Source organism: Ensifer sp. B1-9 (genome assembly GCF_050474445.1).
Lineage (GTDB): Bacteria > Pseudomonadota > Alphaproteobacteria > Rhizobiales > Rhizobiaceae > Ensifer.
This window is the reverse complement of sequence record NZ_JBCHVG010000025.1, coordinates 1-21,542: the sequence shown is the minus strand read 5'-3', so window position 1 is coordinate 21,542 and position 21,542 is coordinate 1. Positions and strand designations below refer to the sequence as shown.

Here is a 21,542-nt window from a genome sequence, read left to right as displayed (position 1 = left end):
GCTATAGACGCTTTGGAATTCAGGGCGATGTCGTTGGTTCGTGCCTTCGAATAACGTACCCTTAAAGGAACACGCTGGATCGACGGGGCTGCGATGGGTCAGAAAGCGGACGCGACGAAACCTGCCCGAACGCGCTCTGGACCTGTTCTGGCGCGCGAACGAGAGGTCGCGAAAACCGAAGCGATCAACGCTCTTCTCACCCGGCCAATTGCGGTCCTTCCGGCGAATATTGGCGACCCGGTCAGACCCTTTGCGCTCGGGCTCTGGAATGACATTCGCCCGCTGTTGAAACCGGACATCAGCGTCTCGGCTCTTCGCAGGGCGATGGCAACCTATGTGCACTCACGGAGCTATCAGATCGCTGTGGCGCGGGCCGGGTCGGTCCGCCATAACATCAATGGCGAGCCGGTCGAGCGTGTCTCGGAGGCCGACCGGTTGAATGCGCTCCGGAAGTATGAAGGCTTCCAGGCCCGCTATAGATCCAGCAAACCAACGTCGACATCGCCCGCCCAACCGACAAAGACAGAGGCGATCCAGACCGCCCTTCTGAGAAGGAAGGAAAACCCGCGCTAGGCAGATAGCCACGTCTGTTTACTTCGCAGCTTCGCCCCCGACAGCGACCGCCGCTTTCTGAGACCGATCCATCATGAAAATGAATGGGCTCCTTAAGGTCTGAACCCCCGCTTTATTGCGAACGTGCCAGGCGTCACCGCACACGCACACCGTCTGTGTTGAATAAGAAGCTCCGCACGGGGGGAAACTCGAGCCTGATCCGGTCCCCGCTTGCAGGCTGCAGATCTCCCCGGCTCTCGATAGTAACGACCTGTCCTTCGGCAAGTCGGCAATAGATGTAACAGGTCCCGCCGAGATATTCGCTGAACTCGACGACGGCGGGCAGACCGTCCACACCCTCGGTCGAAATCTGAATGTGCTCCGGCCGTATTCCGAAGGTCAGCGGCGTTCTATCGGCGAGCGTCGCCTGAAGCGCCGGTGCAGGCAACGGCGCGTCCCCGACGCGGACAACTCCCTCGCTCCATGTCCCTTCCAGCAGGTTCATGCGCGGCGAGCCGATGAACCCGGCGACAAATGTGTTCGCGGGGTCTTCGTAGACTTGCCGCGGCGTGCCGACCTGCTCGATGCGGCCATCGCGCAGGATGACGATGCGATCGGCAAGGGTCATGGCCTCAGTCTGGTCGTGCGTCACGTAGACCATCGTGTTGCCGAGGTCCCTATGCAGCCGGGCAATCTCTATACGCATCGAAACGCGCAGTTCAGCGTCGAGATTGGACAGGGGCTCGTCGAATAGGAAGACATCCGGCTTGCGAACGATGGCTCGACCGATCGCGACACGCTGCCGTTGGCCGCCGGAAAGCTGGCCTGGCCGCCGGTCCAGTAGATGCTCGATCTTCAGGATCGCGGAGGCTTGGCCAACACGGCGATTGATTTCCGCCGCGTCGGTGCGCGACATCTTCAGGCCGAAGGCCAGATTGTCGCGCACCGTCATGTGTGGATAAAGCGCATATGACTGGAAGACCATGGCGATGCCGCGGTCCGAGGGGTCGAGATCGGTGACGTCGCGGCCCTTAATGGCAACTTCGCCGTCAGTCACCTCCTCCAGCCCCGCGATCATGCGCAAGAGCGTGGATTTCCCGCAACCGGAAGGCCCAACAAAGACGACGAACTCGCCCTCGCCGATCGTCAGGTCGACACCGTGGATGACCGCGAGGCTGCCATAGCTCTTGCGCACATCCGTGAGGGTCAGGCTTGTGGGTCGTGCTTCCTTCGTCATGAGTCCGTCCTAGTTTCCGGCCTGCAGCCAGACGAGCATGCTGCCCGGCGCGCGGTTGTCCCAGAGATGATAGGGCACCAACCGCAGGGAGGCCGGCTTGCGCTCGGCAGGCGCCGCGCGGTAGAGCGCCTCGCCCCATGAGCAGGCATCTTCCCGCTCGACAGCGAGATCAACTGCGATCGCTCCGTTGAGGTCGTGCAGCACGTCGATGCGAGTCTGCGGCAGCGTCTGAGGGACAATGATCGCATTCAGATCGCTGCCGTTGTCGACTTCCTCTGCGCAATAGACCAGTGGTCCGCGCATCAGCGCAACGCGTCCGACATCCTGCCGGACCTTCGGATTGGCATATTGCGGCCGCAGGGAGAGCGGCAAGAACAGGGCCACCCTGTCGCCATCGGTCCATTCGCGCTCGATGCGGGCATAGCCGTCGGCCGCGATCGTCCGGAGATCCATCATTTGCCCGTTAACGCTGAGCGTCGCGCCCTCGGCCCATTGAGGAATGCGCAGCGAAAGCGCAAAGCGCGCCGGGGCTGCAACATCAAGGTTGAAGGCGATACTTCCCTCCCACGGATAATTCGTGGTTTGCTTCAAAGACAGATCGGCGCCGTTGGCGAGTGTGCAGCGCAAGGTGCTTTCGCCATAGAGATGCACGGCGATCTCGTCATCGGCCACTGCATACATGTAGGAACCAATCGACGTGACGAGCCGAGCGATGTTTGGCGGGCAGCAGGGGCAATGGTGCCACTTCCAACGGTGATGCTTGCCTGCCGATTCCAGCGGATTGTCGTAGAAGAAGGTTTTTCCGTCGATGGAAAGGCCTGGCAGGGCGCCGTTGTAGAGCGCCTGCTCCATGATGTCTGAATAGCGCCGGTCCGGCCCGCGACCGAGCATCCGGTTCGCCCAGAAAACCAGCCCCACCGACGCGCAGGTCTCGGCATAGGCCGTTTCATTCGGCAGGTCGTAATAATCAGTGAAACCCTCGTTGGAAGCGGCCGGGCCGATCCCGCCGGTGATGTACATTTGCTTGGTGACGACGTCATCCCAAAGCACGTCCAACGCATCCGTCAGGCTGTCGTCGTTGTACTCGGTCGCGATATCCGCCATGCCCGAATAGAGATACATCGCCCGCACGGCGTGACCGACCACCTTCGTCTGCGCGCGAACCGGAAGGTGCGCCTGACCGTATTCGTAGGTCTTCTGGATATAGTCCTCCGGATCGCGACCGTCGCGCAGTGCCTCGTCCGTGAAGAAGTGAGGCTCCGTTCCCCGTTCGTCGACGAAGAACTTCGACAGGTCGAGATACTTCTTTTCGCCTGTCACGCGGGCAAGCTTGACCAGCGCCAGTTCGATTTCCTCGTGGCCGTCGTAACCGGCAATCTGCTGCGGGCCGTGGCCGAAGACCTCGATCAAATAGTCGGCGTAGCGGCACATGATGTCGAGCAGCTTGCGCTTGCCCGTCGCCTGGAAGTAAGCGACCGCTCCCTCGATCAAATGGCCGGCACAATAGAGTTCGTGGTGGTCGCGCAAGTTCGTCCAGCGCCGGCCCGGCTGAACACGCTGGAACCAGGCGTTCAAATAACCGTCCTTGTCCTGCAGTTTTTCGTAGAGGTCAATGATGGCATCCGCACGCGCTTCGAGTTTTGGATTCGGCTTGCGGTAGAGCGAATAGGCAATGGTCTCAATCGACTTGCCGAGATCGGAATCCCAGAACATCTGCGTCGAGCCGCCCCAGTCCAGGATCGGAATGACGATACCGGGGCTTGGTTGCTCCACGTCAATGGCCTGGACCATGCCTGCTTCGACGCAGCGGTCGAGCAGTGTTTCGGCCGTCGACTGGCAGACGGCATCCTGCCATGTGCCCCAGAATCCCCCGACCTCGACATCCGGAACGGCGACGGGGCGGAACTGGCGATCTTTGCGGGTCTTCATGATGGGCTCTCTTTCTTTCATTTCACCGCGCCGGCCATCAGACCGCGCATGTAGTAGCGTTGCAGAAGAAGGAAGACGAAAAGGCAGGGCACGACCATCACGGTGACACCGGCCTGCACGGCACCCCAGTTGATGGCCCCGAGCCGCCCCGCCCGCACCGCCGTCATCAGAACGGGGAGCGTGTAGTTTTCGTTGCTGGACAGAAGCACGAGGGCTGCCAAGAACTCATTCCACGCGTTGAGGAAGGCGAAGATCGACACTGTCGCCACGCCGGGCATGACCAGCGGCATCAGCACGCGGACAAGCAGCTTCAGGTCACGCGCGCCGTCGATCCGGGCGGCTTCCTCTATCTCCTTGGGCACCGCGTCGAAAGCGTTGCGCATCATGAAGACCGAGAAGGGCAATTGCAGCGTCACATAGATCAGCATCAGCCCGAACAGCGAATTATTGAGGCCGAGCTTAGCCAGGATGATGAAAAGCGGTGTCAGGATCGACTGAAACGGGATCATCAAGGTGGCGATGATCAGCACGAAGAGCGCGTTCTTCAGCGGGAAGCGGTAGCGCGAGAAACCGTAGCCGGCGAGCACGCTGACCACCACGGTCAGGACGACGGTGCCCAGCGATACGACGAGCGAATTGACGGTGTGCTGCCACACACCGGAGCCGAAGCCGTGAAGCGCCCGGTAGGCGTCGATGCTGACGCCGGAGGTTGGCCATGGCGGCAAAGGCGGCTGCCCGTTTTCGCTGTTTGACCGGAACGAGGCGAGGAAGCTGACCAGGAATGGAGCAAGGAAGAAGAAGGCCGTTCCGATACCCACGCCGTGATAGGCAATGCGGTTCCAAATTGCCTTGCGGGCGCGGATCTCCTGACGGGTTGTCATGGGCGGTCTTCTCCGACCTTGAGCAGCCAGAGCTGCGCGATGCTGATGGCAACGAGAATGGCGAGCAGCGCAATCGACAGCGCCGCGCCATAGCCGAGGTTGAAGGACACGAAGGACTGGTTGAAGATGTAGTAGACCACGGAGATCATGCGGTTTTGCGGCCCGCCTGAGGTCATGATGTAGAATTGGTCGAAGGCCAGGATGGATCCCGTGATGGACAGGATTAGCGCCAGCGCCAACGTGCGGCGCATCAGGGGTAGCGTCAGGTACCGGAAGCGCTGCCAGCGGCGCGCACCATCGATACGCGCAGCCTCCGTCAGTTCGGCCGGGATGGCCTGCAGGCCAGTCAAGAGAATGATCATTGTGAAGCCTGCGATCTTCCAGACCACCATCACGATGATGGTGAGAAAGGCCATGTCGAAGGTGGCAAGCAGATTCACCCGGCCGGCCGTCAGGCCAAGCGCCTGGAACAGGGGCGCAAACAGTCCGCTATCGACATTGGCGAGCCACACCCAAAGAAGCGAAGCTGAGGCAAGGCCGACCACGACGGGCAGGAAGATAATGGTTCGATAGACCGAAACGAAAGGCCTCTGCTTCTCCACAAAAAAGGCCAGGGGAAAGGCGACCGCGAAAATGGCGATCGTGACCACCACAGTATAATGCGCCGTAAAGCCGAGAGCGGTGAAGAAGCGCGCATCCGTCAGCATGCGGGTATAGTTCCCGAGACCTATCCAACGCGGCGTGCCGAGCAGCGGCCAGCGGTGCAGGCTCATCCAAAGCGTGAATAGAACGGGGATCACGAAAAACACCGTGACCAGCACCATCGCCGGCGCAATGTAGAGAAGACCCGACAGACCTGATCTGTTTCGCCTTCGCCGCGCACGTGGCAGCCTTGATGCAGCAAGGGTCATCCTCATGGTACGTTCGCCTTCGATTGGGTGGTTCGAGGAGGAGCCTTGCGGCTCCTCCTGCGGTTCGGGTGGGAGAGAGAGGCCCGTCCCGCTCGGCACTTTTTTAAGGTGCCGCGTCGATGATCGACTGCATCTCCGACTGCGCGTCGGCGAAGGCGCCGTCAACATTATTGCCGTAGATCGCGGCGTTGATGAAGGTTGCCCACGGCCCATTCGCCGAGTTGATGAGGTCGTTGAACTGGAGCGTATAGGGCGTTTTGGCGACTGACACCGCCTTCATGGCGACACCGAGGCGCGGGTCGAGGCCAGCCAGCACCTCGTCTGCGATATCCGAACGGGTCGGCAGGCTACCGAACTTGGCCATGATCTTCTGGCCCTCGACAGAATAGATGTATTCCAGGAAGGCCTTCACGTTATCGAGCCGCGCGGTCCCCTTGGTCACAACGAAATTGTCGCCACCGGCGAAGGAGGAAGGCTTGCCGTCGACGCCGGGGATGAGCGTCACTCCGAAGTCAATCTCGGGATGCTGGGTGACCAGCGTGCCGATGGCAAACGCGCCCAGGCTCTGTTGACCGATCTTGCCATTGGTGATCGACAGGAAGTTGACGCCATTGTCACTGGCCGAGCCCGCCGGAACCGTGTCCTTGGCAACGAGGTCGCGATAGATGTCGACCGCCTTGCGCATCTGCGGTGTATCGAGCGTTGCCGTCTTGCCATCCTCCGACAGGATATCGGCACCAGCACCCCAGACGAGTGGCGTGAAGGTGAAGATCATGCAGCCGCCGCAGCCGCCGCCTGAGAAATAGAAGCCGTAGGTGTCGCCGCCGAGCGCGCGGATCTTTTCGGCATTGGAAGTGATTTCCTCCCAGGTCGCCGGTGCTTTCTCCGGATCGAGCCCGGCCTTTTTGTAGAGCTCCTTGTTCCAGGCAAAGATGGAGGTCTCGACCGACAGCGGCAGACCGTAGATCCTATCCTCGAAGGTGCCGAGCTTCACATGGGCCGGCGCAAGCGAATTGAAGTAAGACAGCGACTTCGCCCAGTCGGTCATGTCCTCGAGCTGACCCGCCGCGGCAAAGGCCGGCGTATAGATCAGGTCGAGCGACAGGGCGTCGGGTGCCTGGCCGCCGGCGATTGCGGTCGCATATTTCTGCACCAGTTCGGCGAAGGGCACTTCGGTCAGTTCAACCGTATCGCCCCCCTTGGCATTGTAGGCCTTGACCACTTCCTTGAAGGAATCGCCGATCCCCGAGCGCACCCACATGGAAATCGTTTCCGCCTGAGCGGTGGATATCATCGCGACAGAAAACAGGCATGTCGCGGACAATAGTTTCTTGAGCATGACTTCCTCCTCATTTCGGGACGTCTGCAACGCTCCCGTCTCCTCACTTGAAATCAGGCGCTCCCGCCTCCACAGGATTGCCGCACGACAAGCCGACACGGCAGCTTGCGCAGCCCCGGCTCGATGAGCTTGCCCTCGGCCAGCGCCAGCACAGTGCGCCCCGCCTCCTTGCCGAGTTCCTTCAGATTCATGTCGACCGAGGTCAGCGGCGGGCGCGCCTGATCGGCCATGATCTCCCAGTTGTCGAAGCCTACGACGGAGACGTCCTGCGGCACCCGCACGCCGCGCTCGCGCAAGGCATCGATCACACCGCGCGCAATCTGGTCATTGCCGCAGACGACACCGTCCGGTTTCTCATCGCCGTTGTCCCAGAGTCGGGCGACGGCCTCGTGCCCCCACTGCTCCGCCCATACACCGCAAAGGACCTCGGCATCAGCGCCGGCATGGACGCGGAACGCCGCGGAGCGCTCGCGCACCGAGGCGAAATCCTGCGGTCCGGTGACATGCACCAGCCGACGGCGGCCGAGGCCGAGCAGCCAGTCCGTCGCAAGCCCCGCCCCTTGCGCATCGTCCGAGGTCAGGGTGACGCTGCCAGGCGCTCCCTCGGTGAAGGCATAGACGACCGGAACCGGAAGTCCGGACAGATCGACGGGGAGTGAGCGGTCGATGCGCTTGCCCGTGGCGATGATGCCGTCCACCTGCTTGTCCAGCATGGCATCGACATGGATCTTGCCAAGCGCCGGATCGTCCTCGATTGCGCAGAGAAACACCGAGACACCCTTGTCCACCAGCGCTTCGGACACCCCGGCCATGACAGGCAGCGTGAAGCGACCATAGGTATCGTTCGTCAGAAGGCCGATCGTGAACGAGCGATTGAAGAGCAGACCGCGCGCGAGCGCGTTGGGACGGAATCCGATGTCCTCGGCCACCTGCTTTATGCGGGCGCGCGTCTCGGCTGCCATCCGGCCACTGCCATTCAGCGCTTTAGAGACGGTGGAGACACTGACGTCGGCGGCGCGAGCGACGTCATGGATCGTCGTCCGTGCCATTCTTGTGCGTTGGTTGCTCAGTTCGGCCTCCCGTCCAATTCGACATGAGAAAACCTTTGCGCAGCTCGAATGTCAATGTGAGAAAACCTTTTCTCAAAATTTTCGTTCAAATCACTAGCACTATCACGTGTCGCTTTAACTGAAGTTTTGTTGCGGTTCGCCCGCCGTTCTGGCAGGGCGCTGCGTCTCGCCGCTGCGCAGACGTCGCCGGACTATGGTGCGAAGTCCGCCGACACTAATTCTTGCCATCACACCTTCTGAGCGGAGATCAATACCGGCCAGCAGCCTGTCAAAAGGGCAACGGACGGCCCCGCAGACGGGCCGGGACGGCAAGAGGACTGGCCAGATGCGGATCGCGCGGTAAGCGTTCTTTTCGGTGACTAATTTGGCGTCCGGCTTGAACAATAGAGACAATGGCGAAGTCGGCGCCTACCCACCCTTTTGATAGAGCGGCATAGCAGGAGCCTGCCCTGTACCGCACATTCCCGTCGATACATTATGCGATCATCGCGTGCTGCTGATCGCATAGCGGCCTAACCCATCCATCGTCCCGACGAAGGGACCTTGCTGCGGAGGGCGGATGGCTGTGCCCGTCCGAACGCCTGTCTTGTCGTCTCCTTCGATCATGCCGTCAGGGCTGGATCTACCTTACGAGCAATGAAGGTGGTTCCGTCCCTGAGCATGCAATGCAACACCACCGCCAGCTTGCGGGCCAGCGCCACGCGCGCCTTTTTGGGACCGGCTCGTCTGGCGACCGCCAACGCCCAGCGCTTCAGATCGGACCCTTTGACCGGTCGCGTCAGGATGACGTGGGCCGCCTCGTAGAGTGCGGTGCGCACGCTGCCATCGCCGATCTTCGAGATGCGCCCGCTATGGTCGGTCTCGCCCGACTGATATTTCTTCGGCGTCAATCCGAAGTGCGGCCCCACCGCGCGCGAGGAGCGGAAGCGCTCCGGCGCATCGATGGCCGCGACAAACGTCAGTGCCACTAGGACGCCAACGCCGGGCGTCGTCATCAACCGAAGGGCGTTGTCGTCCTGGCGGGCGATGGCGCGCAGCGTGCGCTCAAAACCTGCAAATTCCTGCACCAGCGCGTCGCGCACCTTCAAGAGTGCCGTCGCGATCGCTTCCAAGGTCGAATGGCCGGCAATCAGCGCGCGGATGCGCCCCGCGAAAGTGCGCCGTGTCGTCGGCCCGACCTTGAGGCCGAAGCCGCGCAGGATGCCCCGGATGCTCATCTCGATGTCGTGAAGCTTACCCTGAATGAGCTTGCGGGCAGTCAGCAGCGCACGCACCTCCTGGGCGGCAAGAGATTTGCAATGGACCGGTCGGAACCAGCCAAGCCGCATCAACTGCGCAATGCCGCGGGCGTCCTTCTTGTCGGTCTTGACCGGCATCGTCTTAAAGGCTGCACGCACGTGACGCGTCTCGATCAGCTCGACCGAAAGACCGGCTTTCACCATCGCGGCATGCAGCCACTGCGACAACGGACCGGCCTCCAGACCAATGCGCTCCATCGCCACGCCGTGCGTGCCAAACCAGGCGATCAGCGCATCCGGTTCGCTGAGGATCTGCTTCCCGCACAATGCGGCCATCCGCATCCACCACGCACACGCTCGAGTATTCCAATGATACGTCGATGCCCGCATACTCTTTCATGGTCGTCTCTCCGTGATGCTCTGGAGCAGGCCACTCCTGACTCCGCCACACCATCATTGTGAGGGACGACCACCCGCCCTTCAAACCTGGCGGGCCGGGTCAGCCCGTTACATGGGGTAATCGCGGGAGCGAGCCACCCCGGGGCGAATAGCAAGGTGGTTGCTCCCCGATAAGATGGGAATACGGGCTCACGACTGGATGCCGGGCCCAAACATCAATTGGAGAACAACCATGAGCGAATATATAGGCCTCGACGTGTCACTGAAAGAGACAGCGATTTCTATTCGGCGCAACGGCGAGAGGATTTGGCGCGGCAAATGCCCATCCGATCCGAAGCTGCTCGCAGAGGTGATCCGCCATCGCGCACCGGCAGCAGAGCGGGTGGTGTTCGAGACCGGTCCTTTGTCTGTGTGGTTCTATCATGCTCTGAGTGCAGAAGGGCTTCCGGCAATCTGTATCGACGCTCGCCATGCTAAGGCCGCGCTCGACATGGCACCGAACAAGACAGACGCCAAGGACGCCGACGGCTTGGCACAGCTGGCTGAGGTCGGCTTCTACCGTGAGGTACGCGTGAAGGGCTATGACAGCATGCTTATCCGCACATTGGTGACCGCGCGCACCAAGTTAATCAGGATCATGACGGAGCTATCCAATCAGATTCGTGGACTTATGAAGACGTTTGGCCTGGTCGTGTCCAAAGGTAGTGGCTTGGTATTTGCCACGAATGTACGCAATCTGTTGGGTAGCAATGCTGCCTTGGAACAGATCATCCTGCCCCTTCTCGAAGCTTGGCGTAGTGTCCGAGGCCGCGCTGCGGAACTTGATCGTCAGCTCGTCGCAATGGCACGGCGGAGCGACGCATGTCAGGTACTGAAGACCATTCCCGGGGTCGGTGCGGTGACTTCCGCCTCCTTTGTCGCGGCGATAGAGGATCCGAAAAACTTCCGAATCTCCCGGTCTGTGGGAGCGTGGCTGGGACTGACAACAAGGCGGTATCAGTCCGGGGAAGTTGACTATGACGGCCACATCTCTCGGCGGGGAGATAGTCATATGCGTGGCCTCCTTTATGAGGCCGCTACCGTGATTCTGACCCGAGCCCATGCTGACAGTTCACTTCGTGCATGGGGGATGAAGCTCAGAGAAAAGGTCGGCTTCAAACGAGCAGCAGTTGCTGTGGCGCGCAAGCTATCGGTGATAATGCACAGAATGCTGACAACCGGAGAATTTTTTGACCGGTCCGCCGGCATAACTGCTTGAGTTCACCAGGCATTCTGAATTGCGTCCGCCTTATCGGATGCGTGGAAACGTCCCTGCCGGGACGTAGGTCGGGTCATTCCGCAGATGGTGTTGGCAGGTGAACGTGGACCACGTCCATACTGCGTCCGTTACATTGGAAGATCCCACCGGCGAAAACCCTTCATGCGGCGATCAGGTATCGACCGCGCAGACAACCGTGCTCCCGGCAAACGTCGTCAACAACGCAACACGAAACAGCGGTCCGCGATCCACAGTTTGACACTCGTCAGGTCGAACGACGCTCGGCCGGCCGGTGTTGTGCATGTCAAAAAAAGCTTGATCTATGCACAGCGATTAGATGGGATATTCGGCTTTGCGTCTCAGCGTTGACCGTTGTGGATTGCGGTGTGGATTGCGGTGCTGCGCTACTGGCTGATGGTAAAACGAGGTCATGTCTTTCAACAGCCTCAACATCAGGGAGAAGCGCAGGATGAAACACTATTGTGCACTGGATGTGTCGGTGAAAGAGACCGCGGTCTGCATTGTTGATGAGACAGGCAAGATTTGTCGGGAGACGAAGGTTGCCACGCACCCTGAGGATTTGATCTCGGTGATCAAGCACCCGAAGTGGCAGATTGAGCGGATCGGTCTTGAAGCCGGACCACTGTCGCAATGGCTCTATGAAGGACTTGCCAAGGCAGGATTGCCGGTGATCTGCATCGAGACCAGGCATGCCAAGGCCTTTTTGAAAGCCCAACCGAATAAGACGGACCGCAACGATGCGCGTGGAATAGCCCAGATGATGCGCGTCAATCTCTACCGGCCTGTGCATGTGAAGACACTGACGAGCCAGAAGCACCGGGCATTGCTGACCGCGCGCAAACTCTTGCAGGAAAAAGCCATCGCCATCGCGAATGACATTCGCGGATTGTTGCGCAACTTCGGTCTGAAAGTCGGATTGGTCGGCACGGTCAAATTCGAGGAGCGGATCAATGAGCTGGTCGAAGACAGGCCTGATCTACACGAAATCATGCAGCCATTGTTGGCTGCACGCAAACTGCTGCGCGACGAGTTCACCAAGCTGCACAAGAAGGTTTTGGATTTGGTCCGCGAGGATGACGTTTGTCGCCGGTTGACGACGATCCCTGGTGTCGGCCCCGTTGTCGCTCTCACCTATACGGCAACCATTGATATTCCTGGCCGGTTTGCACATTCAAAGGCGGTCGGTTCTGTGCTCGGGCTGACGCCGAAACTGAACGAGTCTGGTGAAAGCAAACGGGTCGGGCGCGTATCCTGTTGCGGTGACGCGATGATGCGATCCCTGCTGTACGAAGCAGCGCAGGTCCTGCTTGTAAACGTTAAGAAATGGTCGTGGCTAAAAGCCTGGGCGATGAATATCGCCAGACGCCGCGGAAGGCAAAAGGCGGTTGTCGCGTTGGCCCGACGGCTTGCTGTGATCATGCATCGCATGTGGAGTGACGGAACCGAATTCTGCTGGACACGGGAGAGCTTGCCTGTCGCTGCGTAATCAGCAACCAAGGTGACGAGAACCAAAGGAGACAGGAAGACTCCGCCGCCGGTGGAAGGATGTCCTTCGCAGGACGATGGATGGGGTGAGTTCGCGTGGTTGTCTTGATACGGTCGTTTATTGCGATCAGGTCGCCGATTAGATTGTTCCGCCTCATTCTTCTGGTCCCATAATGGGAGGGCCACATAGGCCGAGCCCGGAGAGAAGCGCGATACTGCGAAGACATCAATCCCCATAGCAACGGACAGTCAGAAGGTGCTTGACCTCACCACGCCGAATAGAGAAGACAACACCATCTTTTGAACGCAAACGGGAACGAACGCCGCCGCCATCCGATAATGACGAGCGCAAGCCCTACGCCACGTTGGGCAGGGCCGGCGAATCGCCGGAAGGAACAGCGCTGATCTGGCAATGCGCGGGTACATACCGAAAAGCAGTTCTTCTAACCTCGTCAGTACCTATGCACCACAGGAGAGACGAAATGCGCGGCGCTGATATTCTGGTAGAGATGTTGATCGGCTACGGCGTCGAGACGATCTTCGGCGTCCCCGGCGATACCAATGTTCCACTCTACGAAGCTTTGCAGGGACGCGAGGACAAGATCCGCCATGTGATGGCCCGAGACGAACGGTCCGCGGGCTTCATGGCAGACGCCTATGCCCGGTTCACCAACAGGCCCGGAGTGTTTGAATGCCCATCGGGAGCAGGTGCAATGTACTCGCTGCCGCCAGTCGCCGAATCGAACGGTTCCTCCGTGCCCGTCATCCTGCTGACGATCGACATCCCCCTGCCCGGCGAGGGGCGCGGGGTTCTGACCGAGCTTGACTGCGCCAAGCTTTTTGAGCCCGTGACCAAAATGTCCGTGCAGGTCAAATCGCCCGAGAAGCTGCCGGAAATCGTTCGCCGCGCCTTCCGCGTCGCCTGCTCGGGCAAGCCAGGCGCGGTCCATCTGCAGATACCGGAAGACATGCTGCTGGCCGAGGTCGACGCGACGCGGATATCGCTGCACATCGAAGAGGAATGCCGCACATTTCCGGCCTATCCCACATTACCTCCCCGGCGCAAACTGCTGCAGCTTCTGGAACTCATTGCCAAGGCCGAGCGCCCCCTCATCGTCGCCGGTGGCGGTGTCAACCGGGCTAGAGCAGGTCAGCTGATCACCGAACTTGCCGAAAAATACAATATGCCGATGTGCACAACGATGACGGGACAAGGCGCCATCGACGATGATCATCGTCTCGCCATCGGGGTTATTGGCGATAACGGCTATCACCCGCATGCGAACTGGGCACTAGAACATTCCGATTTTACTCTGTTCGTGGGATCGCGCATCGGCTCGGTCGTGACGATTGGATGGACCTTCCCCAAGATCACGCTGAACCGCCGGCTGGCGCAGATCGACATCGCACCTGAGGTAATGGCGAACAACTACGAGAACCTGCTTTCGATCCAGGGAGATGCGCTTCTGGTGCTCGATGAACTGCTGCAACTGGAGCACGACGTTGACCCCTCGCGTCACGAGCCTTGGGTCGAAGAACTGAACGTGTCCCGCCGTATCTTCTGGAAACATGCAGAGGAGGCACTGACGGATGAGCGGCTCCCAATGCGTCCGGAGCGGGCAGTAAGAGCGTTCAACGATGCGCTGAAAGCCTCGGGAAGGCCCGCCCTGATCTATTCGGATGCCGGAACCCCGACCCCCTACATGACGCGCTTTTTGAAGATCAACGATCGCGAAACGCGCTTTGCAATTCCTCGCGCTTTCGGCGGTCTCGGTTCCGCCCTGCCTGCAACGGTAGGTGCATGGCGGGCTGATCCAAGCAAGCGTCCAATCGGCCTTTTCGGTGATGGATCCTTCGGAATGACCGTCGGCGAACTCGAGACGTTGGTCCGGCTGCAGGTGCCCGCCATCCTCATTCTGTTTAACAACGGCACCTTCGGATGGATCAAAGGCCTGCATCGGCTCAAAGGGCACAACCAGTGCTTCGGCGTTGACTTCCTCGCACCGCGAGGGCAAGCGATCGCCGAGGCGTATGGCCTGAAAGCCTGGACAGCCAAAACAGGAGCGGAGCTGGACAAGGCACTCGTTGAGGCCTTTGACTACGATCTCGGCCCCTGCCTCATTGATGTCCATATCGAGTCGATCGCGGATCGGGTGCCGCCGGTATATTCGTGGCTCACGAAGCGTGGCGATGACCCGCTAGAGCTTCGGCCCCGTGAACGGCTCTACCTCTGAAGGAAATCCGGCGCCGGCGGCAGAAATTGCCTCTGGCGCTGGAACTCAGCCAGGAACCAGTCGCGGAAGGCCCTGACACCATCCGAGCCGATGCGAGACTCGGGATAGCATAGGTAAAAGCTCTCGCCCGAGGGCTGATGCCGGCGGAACGCTGGCTGGAGCCGGCCATCGGCAAGCTCTTCGCGCACATGTATTTCGGGGACGACTGCCAGCCCCATGCCCTGAAGTGCACACTCAATGATCATGTCCGTCGTCGGCAGGCGTGGGCCATATATGCGGCTATTATAACTTACGCCGGCGCCGCGCAGCCAATGCAGCCATAGGCTCGGCCGGGCGGAGTTCTGTATCAGCGAGCAATCAAGCAGCGCTTCGTCGCTCGGCAATCCTCCGGCTGGAAGGAGTTTCGGCGAACCCACGACGACCAGCTCCTCCGGAAACAGCAGGTGACTGCGCGCACCGGACCAGTTTCCCGTCCCCCTGAGAATGGCGAAGTCCAGGTCGGATGTCGCGAACTCCAGATCATGGCGACACGGATAGACTTCAAACCATGCTTGCGGGTGGCTCGAAGAGAAAGCCGTAAGCACTGTCGCTCCCCATCGGCGCATCAGCGTCGAGGGCAGCCCAATCTTTAGAATGCCCTGGGTCTTTCTACCGCGCACAGCGTCGATCGAGGCTTCTTCGAGCTTACCGAGCAGCCGCGAAACCTCCTCATAATAACTCGCGCCGGACTCCGTCAGGATGAGCCGCGGACCCGAGCGCTCGAAGAGGCTAAGGCCAAGAAAACTCTCAAGATTCCTGATCTGTCGGCTAATGCCGCTCTGGGTGATGCCGATGTCTTCGGCCGCCCGGGTAAAATTCAGATGCCGGACTGAAGCATCAAAGGCATGCAGGGCTGAAAGGGACGGCAGGAAACGGCGCAAGCATCAGGCCTCCATGGATGCATGATGACTTTAAGTCATGAAGAACGGAGTTTTCAATGTTTTTCCTCGGGGAGATTCAACTGCATTCTAATACAGGAATGGATATGAGGTTGACATGGATTACGGCGACAGCATCGATCGCAATCTGATCAGTATGTTAGAAGAGAACGCGCGGCTACCTGCAAGCGAGCTTGCGCGCAGGGTCGGTTTGGCGCGCTCGAGCGTCCAGGAGCGGATCGAGCGACTGGAGCGTCGCGGAGTCATTCTGGGCTATCGAGCGATCGTCGGGCGCCATCTCCTCGCACAGAGCATCTTCGCCTACCTCTTCCTCGCAACCACGCCCCGCGCGGCGCAGCGGCTCTTTGTGATCCTGCGAGGATATCCGGAAATCCTCGCCGCCGATGCGACCAGCGGTCCGGCCAACATCATGTGCCGGGTCTGTGTCAATTTCCTCGAGGACCTCGACGCACTCATCGAGGAGCTCGCGAAGATCGAAGGAATTGAAAGCGTCACCTATTCGGTCGTGCTTTCCAACAAGATCAGCCGTGAAAACGGCTTGATCAATGTCAGGGCCCAATGAAGGCCAACCAACCAAAAGGGGAACCACAATGAACAGACGTGATTTTAACAAGCGTTTATTGCTCGCTGGCAGTGTAGCCCTATTATCGCGGGATATCGTGCGAGCGGCGACCGAAGGCCCGACGCTCGAAGCCATCCGGGCGCGCGGCGCACTGCGGATCGGCGTGTTCTCAGGGACCGAACCTTACTATCACAAGGATCTGGCAACCGGCGAATGGGGCGGCTTCTGCGTGTCGCTGGCGAAGGACTTCGCTGAGCATCTGGGTGTCAAGCTCGAGATGGTCGAGACTACCTGGGGCAATGCGGTCCTGGACCTGCAAGGCAACAAGATCGACATGATGTTCGGATTAAGCAAAAATCCCGAGCGGGCCAAGGTCGTCGATTTCACCGGCGCGATGCTCGACAACACCTTTACCATCCTCACCCGCAAGGATCTTGCAGTCACCAAATGGGACGAGTTGAACAAGCCCGACGTGCGAGTGGCGGTCGATCTCGGATCCACCCATGACATGTTCGCGCGCAAGAACCTGCCTGACTGCACGTTAGTCGCTCTCAAGAGTGCGGATGAAGTGATCCTCGCGCTTCAGTCGGGTCGCGCCGATGCCTTGATCCAGGTGGCGCTGCTTTCTGTCGTCACATCGAAGAACCTCGGCGATAAGTTCAACCTCGTCGTGCCTCAACCGCAATCCAGCCAACCGACGACGATCGGCGTTCGCCGCGATCCGAATGGCGAGTTTCGCGATTTCGTCGATAATTGGCTCCAGACCCGTCGTCACGAGGGCAAGGTGAACGAGTGGATACTCGATAGCCTTGCGCTCGTCGGAGTCGACCGGGCGAAGCTGCCGCCGACGCTGAAGTTCTAGTCGCCGGTCGCCCCGATGTCCGCCCCTGCCCGTTCCCTGGGTGTTATCATGCTGGATACGGACTTTCCTCGTCCACCTGGCGATGTCGGTCATCCCGGCTCGTGGGACTTCCCGGTAAAGTTCAGACGCGTCAGCGGAGCCTCGCCGGACCTGGTGATCCGTCGAGGGGGCGCCGGCCTCCTCGACGACTTCATCGCGGCCGGTGAAAGCCTTGTCGCGGAAGGTTGCTGCGCCATCATCACGTCCTGCGGGTTCATGGCGTTGCATCAGCAGCGCTTAGCCGATGCCCTTGCTGTTCCGGTGGCCGCTTCGAGCCTGGTTCAGCTTCCATTGGTGGAAGCGACCCTCGGCGCCGGACGGCGGGCGGGTGTCATCACCTATGATTGCGCCAATCTGACGCCGGAAATGCTCTCGGCCTGCGGCGCGGATCCCTCCACGCCAGTCGCCGGGGTCCCTTCCAACGGCGCTTTCCATGCCCTGATCGAAGGCGGGGCACCCTATGACCGGGCCGGGCTTGAGGCTGAGGTCATATCTGTCGCCTGCGATCTCGTGGCGCGTAATCCTTCGGTCGGGGCGATCATTCTCGAATGTACCAACATGCCCCCCTTTGCAGCCGCCATCGCGCAAGCCTGCGCCATGTCGGTCTTCGACGTCCTGACGCTTGGCCGGCTGCTCTACAGTTCAACCTGCCCACGGCACTTTGCCGGGATGGAATAAGGTCGCACCCAATGGATTACCAATGGGATTTTGCCACTCTCTGGCAATATCGTTATCTCCTGCTGGAGGGCCTCGCCTATACGGCCGGCTTCACGGTGCTTACCGTGGTTTCCGGCGTTCTCGTCGGCACAATCTTCGCGCTGGCCAGGCTGTCCGGGCTTCGCGTCGTCACCGTCCCAGTGATGGCTGTCGTCGAGTTGTTCCGCTGCACCCCTGTGCTGGTCCAGCTCGTCTGGTGCTACTATGCGCTACCCATGCTGACCGGCGTGGAGATTTCGCCGCCCATGGCCGCCTTCCTTACCCTGACGCTTTATGGCGCCGCGTTCTATTCCGAGATCATCCGCGGCGGGATCGTGTCGATCGACATAGGCCAGTGGGACGCGGGCCGCGCAATCGGGATGCGGCGCGGGCAATTGATGGGCAAGATCATCCTGCCGCAGGCGCTGCGCCGCATGGTACCGCCGCTCGTCAATCAGTCGGTCCTGCAATTGAAGAACACGTCACTGCTTTCGGTGCTGGCAGTGCCAGACCTGTTGTACCAGGGCCAGCTCGTGACGTCGGCGACTTATCGCCCGCTGGAGACCTATACCTTGATCGCCGCGATCTACCTCGCCGTCCTCTTTCCGCTGACTCGGACGGCACACTGGCTCGAGGACAGGAGCAAGACATGACCTATCAGCCCCTTTCCGATTTGCCAAACCACCGGAGCTCCCTTATGGACAAGGATCTGATGATTGAAGTCGTCGGGCTGAAGAAGTCCTTCGGCCCGCTCGAAGTTCTCCGCGACATCAATCTGATCGTGCCGCGTGGCCATGTCGTGGCGCTGATCGGGCCGAGCGGCTCAGGTAAGTCGACTCTGCTGCGCAGCCTGAACCTTCTTTGCCTTCCGGATGCGGGCTATGTCGCCATTGGCGATCAGAAGATGGATTTCTCCGCCGGAAACGTCTCCCTGCGTGACAGGGATCTCGCCGCATTCCGAGCGAACACGGGCATGGTGTTTCAGAACTTCAACCTGTTTCCGCATATGAACGTAGTCGAGAATGTCATGGTCGGTCCGGTGACAGTATTGAAGCAGGACAAGAAAAGCGCACGCGAACGCGCCATCGAACTTCTTGCCAAAGTGGGTCTTGCCGACCGAGCCGAAGCACACCCCGATCAGCTCTCGGGGGGCCAGAAGCAGCGGGTCGCCATTGCCCGCGCTCTTGCCATGAACCCGGACGTGATGCTTTTCGACGAGGCGACCTCGGCCCTCGATCCAGCGCTCGTGGGCGAGGTGCTGGCCGTGATACGGCAGCTCGCCGAACAGGGCATGACCATGATTCTTGTCACTCACGAAATGGCCTTCGCCCGCGACGTGGCAGACACCGTGATCTTCATGAAGGACGGTTACGTCGTCGAAGCGGGAGATGCACGCCAGGTCATTAACCAACCGCGCGAAGCGGCAACGCGCGACTTCCTCAGCCATTTCCATGGCGGACTTGCCTGATCGGGCGACCAGAATCGGATAGAAAAGCATGACGGGCAATGTGATCGTTCTCGGCGCCGGAATCGTCGGTGCCTGCACGGCATTGAGGCTGGCGGACGCGGGCTGGAATGTAACGCTTTGCGATGGCGGACGCCCGGGGGGCGAAGAGGCCGCCAGCTACGGCAACGGAGGCTGGATCAGTCCAGCCTCGATCATTCCCATGAGCTTCCCAGGGATCTGGCGTAAGGTGCCGGGCTATCTTCTGGATCGCAGCGGACCGCTGACCATCGACTGGACATCAATCCCGCGCCTGGCGCCGTGGCTCTTGCGCTTTCTTCTGGCGGGGGCGACCGAAGGCCGCGTCGCGAAAATCGCGAGCCACCTGAACAGCCTTCTGCACGACGCGCCGGAGCGTCATCTGGCTCTTGCCGAGCGCATCGGACGACGACAGCTGATTGTCCAGAGGGGCCTCCTGTATGCCTATCCGGACCGGGCAGAATACGAGGCGGAGTCCCTGAGCTGGCGGCTACGGCGAGAGAACGGTGTCGCTTTCGAGGAATGGGACGAATCCGAGCTTCGGCGCCACTTGCCCGCTCTTGGTCCGAATTTCCGTTTTGGTGCCTATGTGACAAAGGGGGCCCACTGCATCAATACGGGCGCCTATGTTGCCGGTATCGTTGATGCGGCGATCACAGCGGGGGTTCGCTTCATTCAGAAGAGCGCTAATTCCATCCTAACCACGCCAACCCCAAGAGTCGTTCTGACGGGCGGCGAGAGTCTTGCCGCGGATTACGTCGTCGTGGCTGCGGGAATCCATTCCAAAAGGCTGATGCGCGAGTTCGGGACCAAAATCCCCATGGAAAGCGAAAGAGGATATCACGTCACCGTCACCTCGGGCGATGTTCCGTTCGATATCCCGGTCATGCCGAGTACCGGAAAGATGGCAAACACACCTACGGAAATGGGTCTGCGGCTCTCCGGTCAGGTGGAACTTGCGACCATAGAGAAAGCTCCGAACTGGCGGCGTGCCGAGGTTCTTCAATCTCATGCACTGGCAAGCTATCCCTATCTCGCCAAAGAAAAGCAACCGGATCTCAAGCTCTGGATGGGTCATCGCCCCTCGACACCCGACGGATTGCCGGTGATCGGCTCCCTTAAACGGCACTCTGGAATCATAGCCGCTTTCGGTCATGGCCATGTTGGGCTTGCTTCCGGACCGAAGACGGCAGACCTCGTGCTGCATGCTCTCGAACAGCGGCCACCCGAGCAGGAAGGCGCGTTCTTACCCGCCCGGTTCGGCTACTGAGACCGCCTGTTTTTGATTTTGTCTATATTTAATCCGAAGGGGACGTGGCCATCAAACCTACATGACTTCCTGTCGGCTATACCAACTGCAGCGGGTTGGCATTCCGTCGCCTTGAAGGGATTCGAACCGCAAAAAGTGGATGCCAGCTAACGGCCACTGCCCCACGGGCCGTGGTGGCTGTCGGCGCCGTCGACGCGGTCGAAGCCGTGGGCGCCGAAGAAATCGCGCTGCGCCTGGATGACGTTGGCCGTGCCGCGGCCGCGGCGGTAGCTGTCGAAGTAGCCGAGCGCCGAGGCAAGCGCCGGCACCGGCAGGCCGCCGAGCACGGCCGCCGAGACGACGCGCCGCAGAGCCCCATCGGTTTCCTTGACCATGGCGGCAAAGGCCGGGGTGACGATCAGGTTGGCGGCATCCGGCGCCTTGGTGAAGGCGGTGGTGATCTCGTCCAGGAACTGCGAGCGGATGATGCAGCCGGCGCGCCAGATCTTGGCGATCGTCGGCATCGGCAGGTTCCAGCCGAACTCCTTTGACGCCGCCGACATCACCGCAAACCCTTGAGCATAGGCGCCGATCTTGGCGGCGAGCAGTGCGCTTTCGAGATCCTTGAGGAAGGCCGCCCGGTCGGCCACCTGGAGGTCACCGACCTGGGGAAGCCCGAGGATCTTCTCGGCCGCTTCGCGCTCGTCCTTCATCGAGGAGATGCTGCGCGTGGCAACCGCGGCCTCGATGCCGGTTGCCGGCACGCCCATGTTCTGCGCTTCGATCACCGACCACTTGCCGGTGCCCTTCTGGCCGGCCTTGTCGAGGATCATGTCGACGATCGGCTTGCCGGTCAGCGGGTCGGCCGCCTTCAGCACCTTCTCGGTGATCTCGATCAGGTAGGAATTGAGGCGCCCCTTGTTCCAGGCGCCGAAGACCTCGCCGATTTCGCTCGCCGACATCTTCAGGCCGTCGCGCAGGATACCGTAGATCTCGGCGATCATCTGCATGTCGGCATATTCGATGCCGTTATGGATCGTCTTGACGAAGTGGCCGGCGCCGTTTTCGCCGAGCCAGGCAACGCAGGGGTCGTTGTCGTATTTCGCGGCGATCGAGGTCAGCACGCTTTCGACCCGCTTCCAGGACTCTTCCGTGCCGC

Annotated in this window: 18 protein-coding genes and 1 pseudogene; 10 read left to right on the top strand and 9 right to left on the bottom strand. The window is 60.4% G+C overall.

Going from position 1 to position 21,542, the window contains the following annotated elements:
- The first annotated feature begins 93 nt into the window (after positions 1-93).
- Positions 94-573 carry a ProQ/FINO family protein gene (locus ACQ5BM_RS31910; RefSeq protein ID WP_429819866.1) on the top strand — a complete coding sequence of 160 codons (480 nt, stop codon included), beginning with the start codon at positions 94-96 and terminating at the stop codon, positions 571-573.
- A gap of 133 nt (positions 574-706) precedes the next feature.
- Here the strand turns inward: ACQ5BM_RS31910 and ACQ5BM_RS31905 are convergent, their stop codons facing one another.
- From ACQ5BM_RS31905 to ACQ5BM_RS31875, 7 genes and pseudogenes are all read right to left on the bottom strand, one after another.
- Positions 707-1,789 carry an ABC transporter ATP-binding protein gene (locus tag ACQ5BM_RS31905; RefSeq protein WP_429819864.1) on the bottom strand — a complete coding sequence of 361 codons (1,083 nt, stop codon included), beginning with the start codon at positions 1,787-1,789 and terminating at the stop codon, positions 707-709.
- 9 nt (positions 1,790-1,798) lie between these two features.
- Entirely contained in the window at positions 1,799-3,718 is a 1,920-nt protein-coding gene (locus ACQ5BM_RS31900; RefSeq protein WP_429819861.1) for a glycoside hydrolase family 127 protein, read from the bottom strand.
- A 17-nt stretch (positions 3,719-3,735) separates the two neighbouring features.
- A complete protein-coding gene (locus ACQ5BM_RS31895; protein ID WP_429819859.1) occupies positions 3,736-4,599 on the bottom strand; it encodes a carbohydrate ABC transporter permease in 864 nt (287 codons plus the stop codon).
- Positions 4,596-5,510 carry a carbohydrate ABC transporter permease gene (locus ACQ5BM_RS31890; protein WP_429819945.1) on the bottom strand — a complete coding sequence of 305 codons (915 nt, stop codon included), beginning with the start codon at positions 5,508-5,510 and terminating at the stop codon, positions 4,596-4,598. The genes ACQ5BM_RS31895 and ACQ5BM_RS31890 overlap by 4 nt, the downstream gene beginning before the upstream one ends.
- 103 nt (positions 5,511-5,613) lie before the next feature.
- The gene (locus ACQ5BM_RS31885; protein ID WP_429819857.1) at positions 5,614-6,849 is read right to left on the bottom strand and encodes an ABC transporter substrate-binding protein; all 1,236 of its coding nucleotides are present in this window, start codon (positions 6,847-6,849) and stop codon (positions 5,614-5,616) included.
- Between the two features lie 53 nt (positions 6,850-6,902).
- Positions 6,903-7,898, bottom strand: a complete 996-nt coding sequence (locus tag ACQ5BM_RS31880) for a LacI family DNA-binding transcriptional regulator (RefSeq protein ID WP_429819855.1) — start codon at positions 7,896-7,898, stop codon at positions 6,903-6,905.
- Between the two features lie 623 nt (positions 7,899-8,521).
- A pseudogene (locus ACQ5BM_RS31875) lies at positions 8,522-9,557 on the bottom strand (IS110 family transposase).
- A gap of 231 nt (positions 9,558-9,788) precedes the next feature.
- On the opposite strand from ACQ5BM_RS31875, the gene ACQ5BM_RS31870 reads away from it, so the two are divergent.
- The 3 genes from ACQ5BM_RS31870 (at position 9,789) to ACQ5BM_RS31860 (ending at position 14,554) form a co-directional block, all read left to right on the top strand.
- The gene (locus ACQ5BM_RS31870; protein ID WP_429819853.1) at positions 9,789-10,814 is read left to right on the top strand and encodes an IS110 family transposase; all 1,026 of its coding nucleotides are present in this window, start codon (positions 9,789-9,791) and stop codon (positions 10,812-10,814) included.
- Positions 10,815-11,283: 469 nt separating this feature from the next.
- Positions 11,284-12,321, top strand: a complete 1,038-nt coding sequence (locus ACQ5BM_RS31865) for an IS110 family transposase (RefSeq protein ID WP_429819942.1) — start codon at positions 11,284-11,286, stop codon at positions 12,319-12,321.
- A 481-nt stretch (positions 12,322-12,802) separates the two neighbouring features.
- Positions 12,803-14,554 (top strand): thiamine pyrophosphate-binding protein, encoded by a 1,752-nt coding sequence (locus ACQ5BM_RS31860; RefSeq protein WP_429819851.1) that lies wholly within the window; start codon positions 12,803-12,805, stop codon positions 14,552-14,554.
- Here ACQ5BM_RS31860 and ACQ5BM_RS31855 read toward each other — a convergent pair.
- A complete protein-coding gene (locus ACQ5BM_RS31855) occupies positions 14,545-15,474 on the bottom strand; it encodes a LysR substrate-binding domain-containing protein (RefSeq protein ID WP_429819849.1) in 930 nt (309 codons plus the stop codon). The genes ACQ5BM_RS31860 and ACQ5BM_RS31855 overlap by 10 nt on opposite strands.
- 115 nt (positions 15,475-15,589) lie before the next feature.
- On the opposite strand from ACQ5BM_RS31855, the gene ACQ5BM_RS31850 reads away from it, so the two are divergent.
- The 6 genes from ACQ5BM_RS31850 to ACQ5BM_RS31825 are packed head-to-tail and all read left to right on the top strand — an operon-like array spanning position 15,590 to position 20,404.
- Positions 15,590-16,054, top strand: coding sequence for an Lrp/AsnC family transcriptional regulator (locus ACQ5BM_RS31850; protein WP_429819847.1), 465 nt, complete (start codon positions 15,590-15,592; stop codon positions 16,052-16,054).
- Between the two features lie 28 nt (positions 16,055-16,082).
- On the top strand, positions 16,083-16,916 hold the full coding sequence (locus ACQ5BM_RS31845) for a transporter substrate-binding domain-containing protein (RefSeq protein WP_429819845.1): 834 nt from the start codon (positions 16,083-16,085) through the stop codon (positions 16,914-16,916).
- A 15-nt stretch (positions 16,917-16,931) separates the two neighbouring features.
- Positions 16,932-17,633, top strand: coding sequence for an aspartate/glutamate racemase family protein (locus tag ACQ5BM_RS31840; protein ID WP_429819843.1), 702 nt, complete (start codon positions 16,932-16,934; stop codon positions 17,631-17,633).
- Between the two features lie 11 nt (positions 17,634-17,644).
- Positions 17,645-18,304: an amino acid ABC transporter permease gene (locus tag ACQ5BM_RS31835; protein WP_429819841.1), complete on the top strand. Its 660-nt coding sequence runs from the start codon at positions 17,645-17,647 to the stop codon at positions 18,302-18,304.
- A gap of 44 nt (positions 18,305-18,348) precedes the next feature.
- On the top strand, positions 18,349-19,119 hold the full coding sequence (locus ACQ5BM_RS31830; protein WP_429819839.1) for an amino acid ABC transporter ATP-binding protein: 771 nt from the start codon (positions 18,349-18,351) through the stop codon (positions 19,117-19,119).
- Positions 19,120-19,147: 28 nt separating this feature from the next.
- On the top strand, positions 19,148-20,404 hold the full coding sequence (locus tag ACQ5BM_RS31825) for an NAD(P)/FAD-dependent oxidoreductase (RefSeq protein ID WP_429819837.1): 1,257 nt from the start codon (positions 19,148-19,150) through the stop codon (positions 20,402-20,404).
- Between the two features lie 146 nt (positions 20,405-20,550).
- Here ACQ5BM_RS31825 and gndA read toward each other — a convergent pair.
- Positions 20,551-21,542, bottom strand: a 992-nt coding sequence (gene gndA, locus ACQ5BM_RS31820; protein ID WP_429819835.1) for an NADP-dependent phosphogluconate dehydrogenase, incomplete at its 5' end; no start/stop codon positions are given.

What these genes read in the sequence shown, in the direction of transcription:
- ACQ5BM_RS31900 (WP_429819861.1), bottom strand. Translation starts at nt 3,718, where the DNA reads ATGAAGACCCGCAAAGATCGCCAGTTCCGCCCCGTCGCCGTTCCGGAT.
- ACQ5BM_RS31825 (WP_429819837.1), top strand. Translation starts at nt 19,148, where the DNA reads ATGACGGGCAATGTGATCGTTCTCGGCGCCGGAATCGTCGGTGCCTGC.
- ACQ5BM_RS31870 (WP_429819853.1), top strand. Translation starts at nt 9,789, where the DNA reads ATGAGCGAATATATAGGCCTCGACGTGTCACTGAAAGAGACAGCGATT.
- ACQ5BM_RS31835 (WP_429819841.1), top strand. Translation starts at nt 17,645, where the DNA reads ATGGATTACCAATGGGATTTTGCCACTCTCTGGCAATATCGTTATCTC.
- ACQ5BM_RS31860 (WP_429819851.1), top strand. Translation starts at nt 12,803, where the DNA reads ATGCGCGGCGCTGATATTCTGGTAGAGATGTTGATCGGCTACGGCGTC.
- ACQ5BM_RS31885 (WP_429819857.1), bottom strand. Translation starts at nt 6,849, where the DNA reads ATGCTCAAGAAACTATTGTCCGCGACATGCCTGTTTTCTGTCGCGATG.
- ACQ5BM_RS31865 (WP_429819942.1), top strand. Translation starts at nt 11,284, where the DNA reads ATGAAACACTATTGTGCACTGGATGTGTCGGTGAAAGAGACCGCGGTC.
- ACQ5BM_RS31910 (WP_429819866.1), top strand. Translation starts at nt 94, where the DNA reads ATGGGTCAGAAAGCGGACGCGACGAAACCTGCCCGAACGCGCTCTGGA.
- ACQ5BM_RS31905 (WP_429819864.1), bottom strand. Translation starts at nt 1,789, where the DNA reads ATGACGAAGGAAGCACGACCCACAAGCCTGACCCTCACGGATGTGCGC.
- ACQ5BM_RS31845 (WP_429819845.1), top strand. Translation starts at nt 16,083, where the DNA reads ATGAACAGACGTGATTTTAACAAGCGTTTATTGCTCGCTGGCAGTGTA.
- ACQ5BM_RS31895 (WP_429819859.1), bottom strand. Translation starts at nt 4,599, where the DNA reads ATGACAACCCGTCAGGAGATCCGCGCCCGCAAGGCAATTTGGAACCGC.
- ACQ5BM_RS31890 (WP_429819945.1), bottom strand. Translation starts at nt 5,510, where the DNA reads ATGACCCTTGCTGCATCAAGGCTGCCACGTGCGCGGCGAAGGCGAAAC.
- ACQ5BM_RS31830 (WP_429819839.1), top strand. Translation starts at nt 18,349, where the DNA reads ATGGACAAGGATCTGATGATTGAAGTCGTCGGGCTGAAGAAGTCCTTC.
- ACQ5BM_RS31840 (WP_429819843.1), top strand. Translation starts at nt 16,932, where the DNA reads ATGTCCGCCCCTGCCCGTTCCCTGGGTGTTATCATGCTGGATACGGAC.
- ACQ5BM_RS31880 (WP_429819855.1), bottom strand. Translation starts at nt 7,898, where the DNA reads ATGGCACGGACGACGATCCATGACGTCGCTCGCGCCGCCGACGTCAGT.
- ACQ5BM_RS31850 (WP_429819847.1), top strand. Translation starts at nt 15,590, where the DNA reads ATGGATTACGGCGACAGCATCGATCGCAATCTGATCAGTATGTTAGAA.